A 16,710-nucleotide genomic window follows, 5' to 3' on the forward strand; every position below is an offset into this window, starting at 1 on the left:
TTTAGTCCTCGATGCCGGTAACGTCGTATCCTGCCTCAGTTACTGCATCTTTTAGAACATCGTTATCCACTTTGTCTTCTGCTTCAACATTAGCAATTTTCGCTGCTAAATCCACCTCTGCTTTTACTCCGTCGATACTGTTTAAGGCATCTTCCACTCTTTTTTGACAATGACCGCATGTCATTCCTTCAATATGCATAACTTTTTTCATATTTGTTTCCTCCATGATTTTTTTATTGTTTAACCCTTCTTCTTTTTTAGAATTAGGATTATAGTCTATGTTTAAGGGTTCTATATTGATTTCTTTCTTTTCTTCCGGTTTGTACTGTTCGTATTTGTCATTAGATAAACTATGGAATTTTCTAAGCCTTAAGGCATTGGTTACGACGAAAACAGAACTGAAACTCATCGCAGCCGCTGCAAACATAGGATTAAGCGTGATTCCAAAAGCCGGATATAATGCACCTGCTGCTACCGGGATAAAGATAACATTGTAGAAAAAGGCCCAGAACAAATTCTGTTTGATATTTCGAATGGTAGCTCTAGATAATTCTAAAGCTGTTACCGCATCTTGAAGATCGGAACGAATTAAGACTACATCTGCCGAATCGATGGCAACATCTGTTCCTGCTCCTATGGCAATCCCTACATCTGCTCTTGCTAATGCGGGAGCATCGTTTACTCCGTCTCCTACCATAGCCACTTTTTTGTTCCCTTCTTGAAGTTTTTGAATCACATCATTCTTATCTTCAGGAAGGACATCTGCATAGTACTCGTCTATAGGAAGATTTTTAACCGTTGCCTTGGCCGTTCTTTCATTATCTCCTGTTAGAAGGACTCTATGGACCCCGTCTTCTTTTAATCGTTTCAAAGCGCTTTCGCTGGTATTCTTAACAATATCCGCTGCAGCTATAATTCCGATCAGTCTTCCTTCTTCCGCAAAGTACATCGGTGTCTTTCCTTCATCTGCCAGCTTTTCTGTAACAGGTAAAAGATCTTCGACCGAGATTCCTTCTTTTTTCATCAGCTTTTTATTACCTGCTGCTATTTTCTTTCCATCTATATTTCCTGTTATACCCATTCCTGTAACAGCTTCAAAGTTTTCCACATTTGAAAGTTTAATCTCTAAATCTTTAGCCGCATGAACGATAGCATCTGCTAAAGGCTGTTCAGAGGCTGTTTCTAAAGATGCTGCTTTATACAGAAGATCTTTCCCTTCCATATTAAGAGGAAGGACATCTGTTACATAAGGTTTCCCCTCTGTAATAGTACCTGTTTTGTCGAAAACCATAGTGTCTATTTCATGAAGAATTTCCAACGCCTCTGCACTTTTTATTAGAACACCATTTTCTGCTCCCTTTCCAGTTCCAGCCATAATCGCAACTGGCGTAGCCAATCCTAAGGCACATGGACAGGAAATAACAAGAACCGTTATAGCAAGTCTTAAAGCGAACTCAAAAGGTTCACCCATAAACATCCAAAAGATGAAGACAAGGATAGCTATCCCTATTACAATCGGCACAAAGATTCCCGCAACTTTATCGGCGATACTTTGAATGGGCGCTTTTGTTGCATTGGCATCTTCTACAAGGGCAATAATTTTTGCAATTGTTGTATTTTCTCCAACTTTTGTCGCTTCAAATTCTATAGTGCCTCTTTGATTTATCGTGGCAGAGATTACCTTGTCTCCCTCTGCTTTTTCTACAGGAATACTTTCTCCTGTTAGTGCAGATTCATCAAGAGAGGTCTGTCCCGAACGGATCACACCGTCAACCGGAATACTTTCTCCTGGACGGATTCTGATAAGATCTCCTGTCTTAACTTCTTCTACAGGTACATCTGCTTCCTGTCCGTCTTTTATAACATGGGCTATTTTGGGCTGAAGATCCATTAATTTTCGTATCGAATCCGTTGTCTTCGATTTCGAACGCACTTCCAAATATTTGCCCAGTGTAATTAACGTAACGATCATCGCAGCAGACTCAAAATAAAGGTCATGCATATAGGTATGCACAATGTCCATATTGTCAAAAGCCAGACCGTAATTTATACGATACAAAGCTAAGATTCCATATAGAAAGGCCATTCCTGCTCCTACCGCTATTAAAGAATCCATATTTGGATTTCTTTTCCATAAGGCTTTTAATCCTCTTGTAAAATAGGAGCCATTAATTACCAATATCGGAAGCGTAAGAATTAATTGAGTTAAAGCAAAGTTGCTGCTTCCTCTGGCTCCTTCTAGAAACTCTGGAACCGGCGCCCCGAACATCGTTCCCATAGAAAAATACATTAAAATGATCAGTAGGGGTATAGAAATCCAAAGTCTTTTCTTCATCCCTTTCGCCTGTTTTTCAAAAAGGCTCTTTGCACTTTCTCCGCCTGCTTCTTCTGCCTTATTTCCTCCTGCTTCTTTTAAGGAAGCATCGTAGCCGGCATTTTTTACTGCTTCTATTATTTTATCCGTATTTGTCTGATCGCTGTCATAACGAACATCCATAGAATTTGTCATAAGATTTACATTGACATCCTCAACTCCTTCTACTTTTGCTACAGAACGATTTACTGCCTGCTGGCATGAAGCACAGGTCATACCATCTACATTAAACCGATTTTTTTCTAGACTCATAAAATACCTCCTTCTTCTCTCTTTTTAGTATATACCCCTACAGGGTATCTGTCTAACATTTTTTTTAAAATCTACGAATTCTATACATTATTACTACAATCTATTTTCGGCAGTCTTTCTGGATTGATTTTATTATGACTATTCAACTATAATAAAGTTAACTAAGAATTACTAATAGCGAATAAAAGAGGTACATCATGCCAAACAGAATAAATACAGAAGAAATACTTGAAAATAAAAGAGAGAGAATTCAGCAAATACAAAAAATCATCCGCCGGATCACATTTGTAGTCATTATCGCTGTAGCCTTGTTTCTATTATATGGAAACAGCCAGCACTGGTTTGATTCGCCGGAAGTTCTTAGCAACTATTTTAAAACCCTTGGAGGGGCAGGTGTTGTACTATCCTTTCTTCTTTTAGTCATTAACACTATTTTCCCGGTTATTCCCGGCGGCCTTCCTGCCCTTGCTTTATATATGTTAAATGAAAAACTCACTGGATTCCTATTTGTAATGGCGGCAACTTTACTAGGATCTATTATCAGTTTTCTTTTAGTAAAAAAATATGGAGAACTTTTTGTTAAAGCATTTATATCCGATAAAGTTTACGATTCCCTTGTAAAAAAAATCTACGATGAAAAAACAGCAACAAAATTAGCAATTCTTGCTTTTCTTATTCCTGGAATGCCCGATGATGCAACAGTCATGATCTGCGGCTTGACAGATATGAGACTTCGAAGAATGATCCTGCTCTGCTTGATATTCAAACCACTCCCAACCTTTCTATATTTATATGGGATTACAAGCTTGTTCCAATGGATCCTGCAGACATTCCTGTAAGGATTGTGATAAAATGAATGATAATGGATTTATCCAAATAAATAAAGCAGGTGTTCTATGAAAAAAAAAGCAACCTTAATCATTCTCGCCGCAAATCTTCTGCTCTATCTGATCATGGAATTTTTAGGCGGCTCTACAAATACAGGGGTACTAGTCTACTTCGGAGCGATGTTTAAACCCTTAGTTCAAATGGGCGAATGGTGGAGATTTATCACACCCATTTTTCTCCATATCGGTTTTACCCATCTGCTTATGAACAGCTACTCCTTGTTTATATTAGGCCAATCCTTTGAAACTTTATATGGAAGTGTAAAATTTGTAATCATTTACCTGCTCTCAGGTATTATGGGAAATCTTATGACCTTCGGCATGGGAAGCGATATGACTGTCAGCGCTGGAGCTTCTACCAGTATATACGGTTTATTCGGTTTGGGAATTGCGATTCTACTTTTCTATAGAGAGGATCGTCTGCTCCAAGAGTTCTCCCGCAGCTTCGTAGTTCTTCTTGTCATCAATCTAGTCTACAGCTTTACTGTCCCCGGTATCGATATGCTGGGTCATCTAGGAGGCGTATTGGGCGGATTTTTACTGGGCGGAGTCTTTCCTATAATCAATAGAACTTTAGATAAATATTCTCAAGTACTGGGAGTCTTTTTATATATTTTGATCGCAGGATTTTTATTCTCAAGAGGTATGAATATTATTTAGCTCCTTTGAGATCTATATTCGTGTCAGCTGATGATTATAAAAACCTTTGATATTAGAAAGAAATTTTTTGGGTATATATACTACTGTGTGGATAGAAAATATTAAAGGGGGATTTAAAAATGGAATTAAAAATTTATCATTGCAAAGAATGTGGAAATGTAGTAGTGAAAGCAGTAGACGGAACAGAAAGTCTTGTATGCTGCGGAGAAGAAATGGAACTTCTTAATGCGAACACTGTAGATGCTGCAAAAGAAAAGCATGTACCAGTAGTAGAGAAAAACGGCGAAGAATTATCTGTAGTAGTAGGATCTGTAGAGCATCCTATGGAAGAAGAGCATTATATTACAAACATCTTTGTACAACAAGGCGATAAAGTACAAATTGCTTACTTAAAACCAGGAGACGCTCCTAAAGCTTCTTTCAAAGTAGAAGAAGGACCTGTAACTGTTTACGAATTCTGCAACAAACACGGACTTTGGAAAACAGAAGCGTAAATTTCGGAATAAAAAAAGAGGATGAACGTCCTCTTTTTTTGTGTCTAAAAGTAGTGAGAGTATAATGCAGGTTATAGAGGAGGAGAATTTTATCGCCTGTGCTCTAAGGTTTTGGTGCTTTTCAAGCTTTCCTTTATTGAATCAAAACGTAAAAGAAAACCACAGCCGATAGTAAAAATCCTATTGGAAGAATGATCCGGAAGGCTGTCTTTTTTGTTTTATGATGGAATACTCTGCTTCCTAAAAAGGCTCCGATTCCGCCGCCTAGAAGGGAGAATCCCAGAAGTATCTTTTCTGGGATTCTTTGTCCGCGATTTCTAGACTGTTTTTTATCATACCCCATTAAGAAAAAGGATACTGCATTCCAAACTAATAGAAATTTAATCATTCGCTTCCACTCCTCTTTTAAATCGTCTTATAAAAGGCGGTATTAAAAGAAGCTGCAGAAGAATTCCAGGAAGTCCAGTTACAATCCCCCCTGTGACAAAAAGAACAGGATTAAGCTGTACACCGAACAAGGCTACTAAAACTGCAACTGCAAGACCTGCTACAATTCTTCCAACAATCATAGCTGCAACTAACACAAAATATGCATTCCAGCTTTTTCGATTCGCTAAAAGAGATGTGACCAGCCCGTAAGCTGCAAGCTCGCAGACCATAATAGGTGCCATCGGCATAAACACCGGCATCCCAGTCATTATACTGCTTAAGAAGGGAGTGACTGCCCCAACGATTAAACTAGTGGAAGGTTTTAAATAAAACCCTGCTATTAAAATCGGAAAATGCATCGGCAAAAACACCGTTCCTGGCAGACCCGTTGTATGAAAGATAAAAGGTATTACCAGCCCTAAAAGGATGAAAAAAGCACCTAATACCAGCTCTCTTGTCTGCGGATTTCTAACACCTTCGTAATTTCTCATATTATTTCCTCATTTCTTGGAAGAATGTTTCAATCTTTTCCACAAGCTCTTTTGTGTCTTGGCTTTCTTGAGCCCTTTTTTCCATCGGACAAAGATCGTCTTCCTTTTTATTTAATATTCTATCTACTAATATATCATATGTAAAAGGAATCTTTTTCTTTTCCAGAAAATCCTTAGCGCTTTTTGAGAGAACTTTCCCATAGACTTCTTTTACTGGAATTTCAGCTGAAATCATAGCATGGGCCAGCCCTACCACTGTATCCGCTGCTGAAGAACCTTCTAAACCTTTCTCATTAAGAGCTTTTAAAATCGGACGGATTCCCTTTGCTTTATCTTCAAAAAGAATTCTTCCATTTTTAACGAATACTATCGATTTTCCCTTCTCTAATTCTTTTACTGCAATCTCAATATCTTTCATAACTGCTCCCATCTACAACCCACCGTACCTTAATTTTTATCTTTGTTATACTGCTTTACAGCATATTCTGTTTAGACCTAACACTTTCGCAGGTCCCGCTATAGTATTTCCATAAAAATAGACGTCTTTATTTAAATCGATATAGTCTTTTATCGTGCCGTTCACAATAGTACTTCCTGTACAAAGAATCACCTCTGCCCAGTCTACAACGTCCTCATACTCCTTCACGCCGTCCTCGATAAGAACGCCTAAACGGTCGCTGCCGATATTTTCTGGATTCAAATCCAATACACGTATATTAAAATCTGCTTTTGCTAACGCTTCGATAAAGGCAGGCTGAAAACCGATTACAGCTATTCTTTTATCCTTCTTCTCGGAAAACTTTTTCGTAAGCTCTCCCGCACATTCTTCTGGTTCTTCTCCTTTACAGTGAATCGTACCGCTTATCAGATTAAAATGCTTCATCACAGCATTTAAAGCCGCAACAAAAATCCCCCGATCATATTCTTTCTCCAGATCTAATTTCATAATATCTTGTATCGTTCCGTGAAACACAGATCCTGCCAGTGTAAAAGCCTGTCCTTTTGCACCGCCAAACTCCGCTTCCAACATCTTTTCCTTCCCTGTAAGAAGCGGATAATCTTTCCTGCTGGTTTCCCCTAATACATCTATTCCTTCCAACAATCGAAAAGAAACTTCGATTTCCTCGTTTTCAATACCCTTTTCTCTTGCAAGTCCTGTAAAATATTCTTTTAATTTTTCGTAAAGATCCATCTCCTGCTCCTTTAGAACATTAATAAATATCCTGTAAATCCATTGTATATTAAAATATAAAAGAATCAATAGAATATTTTTAAAAAAGCATAAAAAGAAAGTGTGAGAGCGTGGAGAGGGGAGTGTGAAGTTATAGAAGAAACAAAGAACGTGTTTCTTTTGTAATAAAAGAACAAGGATCAAACCGTAATAGTCATTTTTCTATAATATTTTCTCCATTTCGTCGACTAGTGTTCGTCTATCCAAATTCGAAATACAAAATATTTACACTATATGTTCCTATATTTTGGAAGACTTTAGAGCCGCAAGCGATAAAGTTCTCCTCCCCTATTTCCTATCCTCTGCTTAAAAAGAAACAGCTGCACAAAAAATTGCTCTAAAGTAGTAATGAAAGGATCTTTCACTCTACTTTAGAGCAATTATTATTCGTTTTCTTTTAAATATTCTTCGATGTCTAGTTCCATTATATAACGGTCTTCATTTTCTCCGTATTCGTTCATGGACATTCTAACCGGGTTAAATCCAATCTTATCGCTATATAGACGCAAAGCAGGTTTGTTGTTTACATCTACTGTCAATTGAAGTGTTTCGAATCCTAAATCTGCTAAATCTCGTATCAGGATCGTAAGAAACTCATAACCCAGGCTCATTCCCTGTAGTTCTTCTGCAATAGCATAATCAAAAAGATAAGCCATTTTCGGATCAGACCAGTCTCTCATAAAGGATGCCATTCCTAATACAGTATTCTTATTTTCATTTGTCAGCAAATATACATTTCCATGACGAAGAAGAGGTACAAATCCAAACTCGTCCAATGCGCTATGTCCAAAAACCGTATCCCAAAACTCAATCATATCCTTTAATAATCTTAAGCTTTTTCCAGACACTTCGTAGACTGCTAAGGATTCTATTCCATCAATATTTTTTACAATTCTATGGGAAATCTGTTCAATTTCTTTAAATTTCAACAGCTGTCCCTCCTTCCTGTTATAATTATAGCACATTATGTGAAGAGCTTGAATAATAATTCTTCTTTGTGATTCTTTATCCTCTTAAACCGCCGATGAAAATTCAACACGAAAGCGGATTTTATCTTTTTCAGCTTTTGAGGCTCTGATTCTTCCTCCATGGCTTTTTACTACAGCTCGTGCAAGAGAAAGTCCTATCCCGTAGCCTCCTCCTTCACTCGTTCTAGAGTCATCTTCCCGATGGAAGCGGTCGAATAATCTTTCCAGATTTCCCTCCGGCATTTTTTCAACTGTATTTATAAAATCAAAGATAATATTTTTCCCTTTTCTTTCCAAATAAATCTCAATCACTCCATCCACGGGTGTATATTTTATACTATTATCCATTAAAATAGAGATCAAATGGGAAATCCGATTCGGATCAGCGCTGATATAAAGATTTTTTTCTATACGTTTTTGAACTTCAATCCCTTTCTGGTCTGCCAATACTGTAAAAGGCTGGATAATCTCTTCAGCTATTTCTGAAAGATTCAATGTAACAAAATGAATATCTATATTTTCTTCATCCATTTTTGCCAAGGTAAGGAGGTTCTTTATCAAGAGATTCATCCTTCTTACTTGATTTTGTGTACTTTCTATCCACTCATTGCGCCCGTATTGCAGCTCTAAGACTTCGCAGTTTGCAGCGATTATGGATAATGGCGTCTTTATTTCATGTCCTGCATCGGTAATAAATCTCCGCTGTTTTAACAAGCCCTCTGTCATAGGTTTTATGGCTTTTTTTGAAAAAACGCTTACGATAATAAATACAGCAAACAAACTCATTACGGAGATAAAAACTGTATTGACAAAAAAGTTTTCAAAGGCTTTCTGCCCTTCATAAATATTCAGCACATAAAGCTGCGAATGGTCTCGGTCTATAAGATAGCGCATATTTTGAATGGTTCCTTTATTGCCTTCGTTTTTCAGCATAAACCCGCTTAAAATTTTTCCTTCTTCTTCCGAAATAGATTCCATATGGGAACGGTCTATCACCGTATCGTCTTTAAAATCTACAATGAAGTACCGCATTTCATAAGGTATATTTTCTGTATAAAAGGACTGTTCATTTAAAGATCTTAAATCTTCTTTCGAAATATTGCCTTGGTTTTCTGATAAAAGTTCTAGAAAAGCGTCTGCTCTAGAATTCATATTATAGTAATTCAGCGAAGTTGCAGCTAGGATTATAAGAGAAAGTATAAAAAACAAGGTTATCATCGTAATCAGCACAAATTTGCGCTGAAACTTCCTAATCATCTTTCTTCTCCAGCTGATATCCTGTATCCTTTTCTACCTTTACTTGGACAGAGGCATTTATCGCGTCCAGTTTTTTTCTAAGATAGGAAATATACACCCATACAATATTCTTTTCCACTTCAGTATCATAACCCCAGATCTTCTCCATAAATTCCTCCGGCGTTACCCATCGTTTTGCAGTAATTAAGATCTCCATCATTTTGCATTCTTTATTGCCTAAGCGGATTGAGGAGGTTTCTGTTGAGAGTTCATAGGTCGACCGGTCCAGTTCTACATTTTCAAACCGAAGAAGGGGCGATGTATACTCTCCTTTTCTTTTTGTTATAATTTTTATTCTCGCTAAAAGTTCCGCCATTGCGAAGGGTTTCGTCAGATAGTCATCGGCTCCGTTTTCCAACCCTTCCAACTTATCCTGAATCTCGGCTTTCGCAGTTAGCATCAATATCGGTGTTTCGATGCCTTGACGTCTTGCTTCTTTCAAAACTTCAATCCCGTCTTTTTTCGGCATCATAATGTCGAGAAGGATCCCGTCATAATCCCGTTCTAAAGCATATTCCAAGGCCTTCTCTCCATCGTAAACAGCATCTACTTCATAATCGGAATGTTCTAAAATAGCCACTAGTGCATTGGATAATTCTCTTTCGTCTTCTGCCAGCAGTAGTCTCATATTTCCTCCTTGATTTTTCCATCTATCCAATCTCGGATTGTCTGCATTGTCAAATCTGTAGAAGCCATTTCATCGGCACAGCGTTTTAATTCTTCTACGATCATTTCGCTGTGTTCGATATCCCGCTTGTATTTTAATTGATGCTCGAGGCTTGCCCAACTGTCTTGGGAAATGGTGCGGATCTGTATTTCCATATGCATTTTATCTACATTTTCATTCAATTTTCTGTCGATTTCCAGGATCATATGAAAACTTCGATAGCCGTTCGGTTTTGGATACTTGACATAGTCTTTCTCCTCAAGAATCCGTACTCCTCCCATATTTTCAAAGTAATCCCGTATACTGTAGATATCTTCTAAAAATGCACAAACAACCCGGATCCCCGCGTAGTCGAAGAGATGTATAAAACAGGTATCCAAATCGTAATGGAAACCCAATTTTTTAAGCTTGCACTCGATACTTTTCGGCTTTTTGATTCTCCACTTGAAATGCTCGATTCTTTTGCGGTCCAGATCTTCATCCATTTTTTCAAGACGCTCTATTTCAGCACTCATTTTATGTAGTTCTTCTTCTATTATGGATAGGGTATCTCCATAAAACGCCCGTTGGTCTTCTTCAATTTCAGGCTTTTTGATTTTTATTGACTGCATAATTTCTCCTTGTTTTAAAGGGAGGATTCCCTCGTTATTAAAAATATTATTTATTTATATAGTTTCTCAAAATCATATGTAGGAATTGAGGAGATAAACTATAAATAAATGATACGAGTTTTATTTATAAAAATGTCTGCTTTCATTTTTGTGAAGGCTTCGAAGATAAAAGAAAACCAAAGCTGCTGCTATATACAGCAGGCTGATGACTTTGTAAATCCACTCTATATGATGGATTATAATATACGCACCCAATAATCCTCCTATAAAAAATATCATTATATTTATGGTGTAAAAAAAAGCCTTCCAGAGATTCAGCTTGTTTCCTCGAAGAGCTCTGCCGTATATTACCCCTGCATCACTTAAATATCCGGTCATATGAGCTGTTCGGACAATCGCCCCTTTCCAATAAAGGAAAAAACCATTCTGGCTGCCTACAATAAAAGCCAAAATATAGGCCATGATATTCCTCTCCCGAAAGACAAAAGAAGCAGCAGTAATAATCATTGCATAACCGATCAAAAGCAGTCCATACCGCAGCCGTAGCTGAAACTTCTGTTTCGAAAAAACAATCCCTGAAAATAATGAACCTAGAAAAAAGCAGGCTATCAGTATAAAGTACACAATAAAGATATCCCATTTTCCCAGGGTAGAATTGACAGCCATTTGGGCAATCTTACCCGAAACATAAGTGATGGGAAGGCTAAACTGCATCAGACCTACAGCGTTGATGCAGCCTGCAATCAGTGTTAAATTAAATATCCATAGGTACATGATCTGATCTCTATATTTGTCGATTTTCTTTTCCATTTTCCCGCTCCTAGGAATCCTTTGCCCAGTTTTTCGCATACTCAACAGCTTTCTTCCACCTTTTATATTTCTTTTCCCTTTCCTCGATACTCATTTCGGAGTGAAATTCTCTCGATACTTTTCTATATTTTCGGATCTCGTCTTTATCTTTCCAAAAACCTGCAGCAAGACCTGCTAGATAGGCAGCGCCTAAAGCGGTACTTTCAAAAAGAACCGGACGCTCTACAGAGACATTCATAATGTCCGATTGAAACTGCATTAGAAAATCATTGTTGCTGGCTCCCCCGTCTACTTTTAAAGATTTAAGCTTTATCGAACCTTCTTTCTCCATCGCTTCTAACACATCCTTTGACAAAAAGGCTATGGATTCCAAAGCTGCCCTTACAATATGATATTTGCTTACTCCTCTTGTGATTCCCACAATAGTCCCTCGGGCATACTGATTCCAGTAGGGAGCACCCAGCCCAGTAAACGCAGGCACAAAATAACAGTCCTTGGTGTCTTCTACTTTAGAAGCCATATAAGCCGTATCTTCGGCTTCGTCTACTATACGAAGATCATCTCTCAGCCACTGTATAGCAGATCCAGCCACAAATATAGACCCTTCTATGGCATAGCAGATACCTTCCTTGTCTTTCCAGGCAACGGTCGTTAAAAGACCGTTCTCGCTGTATACCGGTTTTTCTCCAGTATTCATAAGAAGAAAGGCCCCTGTTCCATATGTATTTTTCGCTTCTCCTTCTTCAAAACAGCTCTGACCGAATAATGCAGACTGCTGATCCCCGATAAGGGAGGCGATGGGAATCTCTCCCCCTAGATATTCGCTGTCTGTATATCCGTAGATCTGGCTGCTGTCGCCAACTATAGGAAGAATTTCTTTTGGTATTGAGAAAAAGTCTAAAAGTTCTTTATCCCACTCTAGCTTATTGATATTAAAAAGCATCGTTCGAGAAGCGTTGGATACGTCTGTCCCATGTACTTTTCCTTTCGTTAATTTCCATAACAGCCAGCTATCTACTGTTCCAAATAATATCTCGCCATTTTCCGCCCTTTCTCGGGCCCCCTCTACATTTTCCAGTATCCACCGGATCTTTGTAGCTGAAAAATAAGCATCGATCTTTAAGCCTGTTTTTTCTCGAATAAACTCTTCATATCCTTCTTGTATCAGCTGATCGCAATAGTCTGAAGTTCGTCTGCACTGCCAGCCTATAGCAGGGTACACGGGTTCTCCTGTTCTTTTGTCCCAAAGAATCGTCGTCTCCCTTTGATTCGAAATCCCGATCGCTGCGATATCATTATGAGAGATCCCTCTGTCGCTGAGAACTTCTACGGCACAGCTTATTTGGGAAGACCAGATCTTTTTAGGATCCTGTTCCACCCAACCCGGTTTAGGGTAACTTTGTCTAAACTCCTTTTGAGCTGTAGAAAGGATTTCCCCTTCTTTAGAAAAAAGGATACAACGATTGCTCGTTGTACCCGCATCAAAACTCATTATATATTTGCCCATAATAGCCTCCGATACTTTGATATTCACTCTTTCTCTTATTATAACATTGGTGAAAAGATAAACAAAAGGCTCATGCTGCCTAGGCTTTCCACGCTGTGAAAACCATAATACCCCGTCCTGGTACTTCGATCTTGTTATTCTCAACATATTTTTCTAAAAAGTATCCTATATCCTGTCCCTTTTCGCCAGACGTATCAATTCGAAGCTTCCATTTGCATCCTACAGGCGGCTCTGGCAGATTGATCGGGATATCTTCCCAGTACATATTCGCTGCTAAAAATATAATATCCTCTGTATCCCTGTCATCTAAAACTCCGCTAAAACGGATACCTATATAACGGTCGATTTCTCGAAACTGTTCTACAGGGCCCCAGTTGTCGTAGAACTTGCAGGAGCCGTAAGCTCCTACTTTTAACACAGGATGTTTCTTTCGAAAAAGAATTAATTTTCGTACAAAATAATATAAATCCCTGTTTTTTTCCAGATCCTTCCAATTCAGCCAAGATATTTCATTGTCTTGGCAGTAAGGGTTGTTGTTTCCCTTTTGACTGTTCCCAAACTCATCTCCGGCGAGAATCATCGGAGTACCTCGGCTCAGAAGCAGTATTGTAAAAGCATTGCGAACCATCCTTCGTCTTAAAGCAATAACCTTTGGATCTTCTGTTTCTCCTTCCACACCGCAATTCCAGCTGTTGTTGTTATTTTCTCCATCTGTATTATCCCAGCCGTTGGCTTCGTTGTGTTTTTCATTATAGCTGTACAAATCGTGGAGAGTGAAGCCGTCGTGGCAGGTTATAAAGTTTATAGAGGCATCATCTCTGATTTCCGGATCATAAATATCGATAGATCCTGCTATCCGAATCGCTGCGGCATTTGCCATGCCCATATCCCCTTTTAAAAATCGTCTAATATCATCCCGGTACTTTCCGTTCCATTCCGACCACCGTTCAAAGTCGGGAAAACTCCCTACTTGATATAGCCCTCCTGCATCCCAGGCCTCGGCGATAAGTTTTACTTTCGACAATAAAGGATCGTAGGCAAGCTCTTTAATCAAAGGCGGATTTTCTAGAGGCTTTCCATACTCGTCTCTTCCTAAAATCGAAGCTAAATCGAAACGAAAACCGTCTATATGGTATTCTGTTACCCAGTAGCGCATGCTTTCCATAATAAAATTCTGAACTACGGGATGATTGGCATTGAGGGTATTACCGGTTCCGCTGTAATTGGCATAATGTCCATTTTCATCCAGCATATAATAAATATGATTGTCAAAACCTTTAAACGAAAAGAACAGCCCATCCTCATTACCTTCTGCTGTATGATTATAGACGACATCAAGAAATACTTGAATTCCGTTTTTATGCATTTCTTTTATAAGGGTTTTCAGTTCTTCCCCTTCTCGATTATGCTCTACCTCGGCAGAGTAGGCAGTATTCGGCGCAAAAAAAGCAACAGGATTGTAGCCCCAATAATTCAGCAGTTCCTTCCCCTTATAATATCTATTCTCAGAGCGCTCATCAAATTCAAAGACAGGCATAAGTTCCACTGTATTGATTCCAAGAGATTTCAAATAGGGAATCTTATCGATAAGTCCGCTGAATGTTCCAGGATTTTTAACCCTGTCTTGGTCTTCCATAATCGTAAAACCTCTAACATGAAGTTCGTATATAATCATATCCTTCATATCAATATTAGGCTGCTTGTCTTTTCCCCAGTCAAAATCGCTGGAAGTTACCCTTCCATGATAATGCTCTTTCTTCTTTTCTGCTCCCCAAATCCTCTGTCCTGCTACGGCATTCGCATAAGGATCCAGAAGATCTTGCCTTCCATCGAAAATATAACCTTTTTTTGGATTAAAAGGTCCTTCTACACGATAAGCATATTCAAATTCTCTATAATCCAAATCAAAAACGATCATAGAATACACATCCCCGATCTTATAGTCTTCCGGGAAAGGTATCTTTGCATAGGGCTCTTCTTCATGACGTTTAAATAAAAGAAGGGTTACAGCCGTTCCTTTCTGGGTATGGACTGTAAAACTAATCCCTCCCGGAAGCACTGTTGCTCCATTTTCCAAATAATACCCCGGGCGGATATAAAACCCTTCCACCTCGTGTAATGGAACCATATTATTTCCGTACTCTTTCGCAAATTTTTCTCTTATATGAGTTTTTATCGTTCTGCTCATAGTATCCCCCTAAACGATCAAGGTATATAAACCTCGATTTTTTCCTGCAGTACTTCAAGTTCAATAGGAAGTTTCGGTCCTTCGTCCCCGTCTACATCCGTCGGAAGAGTTTCCCCTTCTTTACTGTATATCCTGCCTTTGCAGCCCTTTAAAACTCGGACTTTTTCGTGTTCCTCTACTTCTCCTAAAACAGCCTTTCCTACCAATGCCAGTTTATCAACAGTCGTATTTTCTCCTAATATAAAAATACTCATTTTCCCATTGGACTCTTCTTCGTTGGAAAATTGAATTCCATGAATACTCGTTTTTAAAGCTATTACTACATTGCTGATCATCCCTGTAAATGTATCTTCTTCCGTTTCGATAGTCAAAGGATAAAGCTTCTCCTCTTTAAAACTTTTTACAGAATCAAAAACATAGGCCATAGGACCCCATTTATTTTTATCTTCTGTGCTTACATCCATTAAAGCTTCGGATACCGTACCGATACTTACCCGCATGGTGAAATACTTGTCGTTAATTTTGCCTATATCGATAGTATCTGTCTTCTCTGCAGTGAAATTTTCTATAGCTTCTTCCATAACAGGAGAAATCCCTATAGTGCGGGCGAGGTCATTTACTGTACCTCCTGGGAAAATCCCAAGCTTTATCTTAGAATCCCTGTTGGCAATTTCCTCGATGATCTGGTTTACTGTACCGTCTCCGCCTACAGAAAATACGGCTTCTGCCTTTTCTTTAAAGGTTTTCGCCATCGCCTCCTGCACTTCTTCTCTATTCTCAACAATAATTGTTTCTACTTTATCAAAACTCTCCAGAAGCTTTGCCTCGATAGCACTCCGATAATCGCAGCCTACTTTCTTTCCAGAAAAGGGGTTGATTAGAACAAAGGCTTTCATCAGAATTTCCTCCACTTCTATGATTGATCTACATAATATGCATCTAAATGATGGGGCAGAACTTCAGCAGTGAAAGGAACCTTTCCTCCCAGATCGCCGTCAGAATCGTACTCGACCTCTTCGCCCTCTGCACTTTCTACCCTTGCTATTTTGCATTTTACCGCTTTTACACGATCATCTTCCTCCAATGACCCTTTTAGCGCTTCTCCCAAGGCCTGAGCCTTTTCAAAAATATCTGTTTTCTTCAAAAGGTACATCATGAGACAGCCGTCAGATATCGTATGCCCAGTTCCTGCAAACTCGATATCGCCGATCTGATCCGACAGCGCGATAAAAACATGACTGTATTCTCCTTCCAAAATCTCCCCATCGTGATCTATTTTCAAAGAATAAAGCTTCTCGCCTGTAATATTCTTAATAATATTGGACAAATAGGCAAAAGGACCCCATTTTGTCTTTTCTTCTCCGCTTACATCGTGTATCGCTTCGGGAATCGCTCCAATACTTACAGCATAGCAGAAGTACTCTTCTTCGACTTTTCCAATATCTATTTTTTTATGCTTCTTAAAATCAAGTACCTCTATCGCCTCATCAATATCCATAGGAATTCCTAAAACCCTAGCAAGATTGTTAACAGTTCCTCCGGGAAAAACCCCAAACTTCGGGCGGTACTCTTCTTCTGCAAGACCTTTCACACCTTCGTTTACCGTGCCGTCGCCTCCTAAAACAAAAACTGTATCTGCTTTTTCTCTGGCTGCTTTTCTCGCAAACTCTTCAGCATCTCCACCCTTTTCAGTAAATAGGATTTCTACTTCATCAAAATAAGATGAAAACTTTTTTTCGATTTTTTCTTTATAAGATTTTCCTTCTTCATTCCCAGATGCGGGATTAATAATCACAACAGCTTTCATATTTTCGACCTCCATTAGTGTTTCATATATACCCCATT

17 protein-coding genes are annotated in these 16,710 nt (G+C 38.7%); 3 read left to right on the forward strand and 14 right to left on the reverse strand.

Features of this window, described 5'->3' with window-relative positions; translation table 11 throughout:
• Position 1 precedes the first annotated feature (1 nt).
• Positions 2–2,626 carry a heavy metal translocating P-type ATPase gene (locus ACTQ46_RS07265; protein ID WP_441748505.1) on the reverse strand — a complete coding sequence of 875 codons (2,625 nt, stop codon included), beginning with the start codon at positions 2,624–2,626 and terminating at the stop codon, positions 2–4.
• A gap of 197 nt (positions 2,627–2,823) precedes the next feature.
• Between ACTQ46_RS07265 and ACTQ46_RS07270 the strand changes: the two genes are divergently transcribed.
• The 3 genes from ACTQ46_RS07270 to ACTQ46_RS07280 all read left to right on the forward strand — a co-directional run bounded on the left by ACTQ46_RS07270 (position 2,824) and on the right by ACTQ46_RS07280 (position 4,667).
• Positions 2,824–3,465, forward strand: coding sequence for a TVP38/TMEM64 family protein (locus ACTQ46_RS07270; RefSeq protein ID WP_441748507.1), 642 nt, complete (start codon positions 2,824–2,826; stop codon positions 3,463–3,465).
• A gap of 57 nt (positions 3,466–3,522) precedes the next feature.
• Entirely contained in the window at positions 3,523–4,173 is a 651-nt protein-coding gene (locus tag ACTQ46_RS07275; RefSeq protein WP_441748509.1) for a rhomboid family intramembrane serine protease, read from the forward strand.
• A gap of 119 nt (positions 4,174–4,292) precedes the next feature.
• The gene (locus tag ACTQ46_RS07280; protein WP_441748510.1) at positions 4,293–4,667 is read left to right on the forward strand and encodes a desulfoferrodoxin; all 375 of its coding nucleotides are present in this window, start codon (positions 4,293–4,295) and stop codon (positions 4,665–4,667) included.
• 133 nt (positions 4,668–4,800) lie between these two features.
• On the opposite strand, the gene ACTQ46_RS07285 is transcribed toward ACTQ46_RS07280, so the two are convergent.
• From ACTQ46_RS07285 to ACTQ46_RS07345, 13 genes are all read right to left on the reverse strand, one after another.
• Complete coding sequence (locus ACTQ46_RS07285; RefSeq protein ID WP_441748512.1) at positions 4,801–5,055, reverse strand: DUF1294 domain-containing protein; 255 nt, start codon at positions 5,053–5,055, stop codon at positions 4,801–4,803.
• Positions 5,048–5,587 carry an ECF transporter S component gene (locus ACTQ46_RS07290; RefSeq protein ID WP_441748514.1) on the reverse strand — a complete coding sequence of 180 codons (540 nt, stop codon included), beginning with the start codon at positions 5,585–5,587 and terminating at the stop codon, positions 5,048–5,050. The genes ACTQ46_RS07285 and ACTQ46_RS07290 overlap by 8 nt, the downstream gene beginning before the upstream one ends.
• Before the next feature lies 1 nt (position 5,588).
• The gene (locus ACTQ46_RS07295) at positions 5,589–6,017 is read right to left on the reverse strand and encodes a DUF1893 domain-containing protein (protein ID WP_441748516.1); all 429 of its coding nucleotides are present in this window, start codon (positions 6,015–6,017) and stop codon (positions 5,589–5,591) included.
• 33 nt (positions 6,018–6,050) lie between these two features.
• A complete protein-coding gene (locus ACTQ46_RS07300) occupies positions 6,051–6,779 on the reverse strand; it encodes a Rossmann-like domain-containing protein (protein WP_441748518.1) in 729 nt (242 codons plus the stop codon).
• Positions 6,780–7,201: 422 nt separating this feature from the next.
• Positions 7,202–7,747 (reverse strand): GNAT family N-acetyltransferase, encoded by a 546-nt coding sequence (locus ACTQ46_RS07305; protein ID WP_441748520.1) that lies wholly within the window; start codon positions 7,745–7,747, stop codon positions 7,202–7,204.
• Between the two features lie 84 nt (positions 7,748–7,831).
• On the reverse strand, positions 7,832–9,043 hold the full coding sequence (locus ACTQ46_RS07310; RefSeq protein ID WP_441748522.1) for a sensor histidine kinase: 1,212 nt from the start codon (positions 9,041–9,043) through the stop codon (positions 7,832–7,834).
• Positions 9,036–9,710, reverse strand: a complete 675-nt coding sequence (locus ACTQ46_RS07315; RefSeq protein ID WP_441748524.1) for a response regulator transcription factor — start codon at positions 9,708–9,710, stop codon at positions 9,036–9,038. The genes ACTQ46_RS07310 and ACTQ46_RS07315 overlap by 8 nt, the downstream gene beginning before the upstream one ends.
• Complete coding sequence (locus ACTQ46_RS07320; protein ID WP_441748526.1) at positions 9,707–10,360, reverse strand: GTP pyrophosphokinase; 654 nt, start codon at positions 10,358–10,360, stop codon at positions 9,707–9,709. The genes ACTQ46_RS07315 and ACTQ46_RS07320 overlap by 4 nt, the downstream gene beginning before the upstream one ends.
• Positions 10,361–10,480: 120 nt before the next feature.
• Positions 10,481–11,170, reverse strand: coding sequence for a YoaK family protein (locus tag ACTQ46_RS07325; RefSeq protein WP_441748528.1), 690 nt, complete (start codon positions 11,168–11,170; stop codon positions 10,481–10,483).
• Positions 11,171–11,180: 10 nt separating this feature from the next.
• On the reverse strand, positions 11,181–12,677 hold the full coding sequence (glpK, locus tag ACTQ46_RS07330; RefSeq protein ID WP_441748529.1) for a glycerol kinase GlpK: 1,497 nt from the start codon (positions 12,675–12,677) through the stop codon (positions 11,181–11,183).
• Between the two features lie 79 nt (positions 12,678–12,756).
• On the reverse strand, positions 12,757–14,865 hold the full coding sequence (gene glgX / locus ACTQ46_RS07335) for a glycogen debranching protein GlgX (RefSeq protein WP_441748531.1): 2,109 nt from the start codon (positions 14,863–14,865) through the stop codon (positions 12,757–12,759).
• Between the two features lie 17 nt (positions 14,866–14,882).
• Positions 14,883–15,761: a diacylglycerol/lipid kinase family protein gene (locus tag ACTQ46_RS07340; protein ID WP_441748533.1), complete on the reverse strand. Its 879-nt coding sequence runs from the start codon at positions 15,759–15,761 to the stop codon at positions 14,883–14,885.
• Between the two features lie 17 nt (positions 15,762–15,778).
• A complete protein-coding gene (locus ACTQ46_RS07345) occupies positions 15,779–16,672 on the reverse strand; it encodes a diacylglycerol/lipid kinase family protein (RefSeq protein ID WP_441748535.1) in 894 nt (297 codons plus the stop codon).
• Positions 16,673–16,710 lie beyond the last annotated feature (38 nt).

Origin of the sequence: Gallicola sp. Sow4_E12, assembly GCF_052116305.1 — a bacterium.
Lineage (GTDB): Bacteria > Bacillota > Clostridia > Tissierellales > Peptoniphilaceae > JBQKLI01.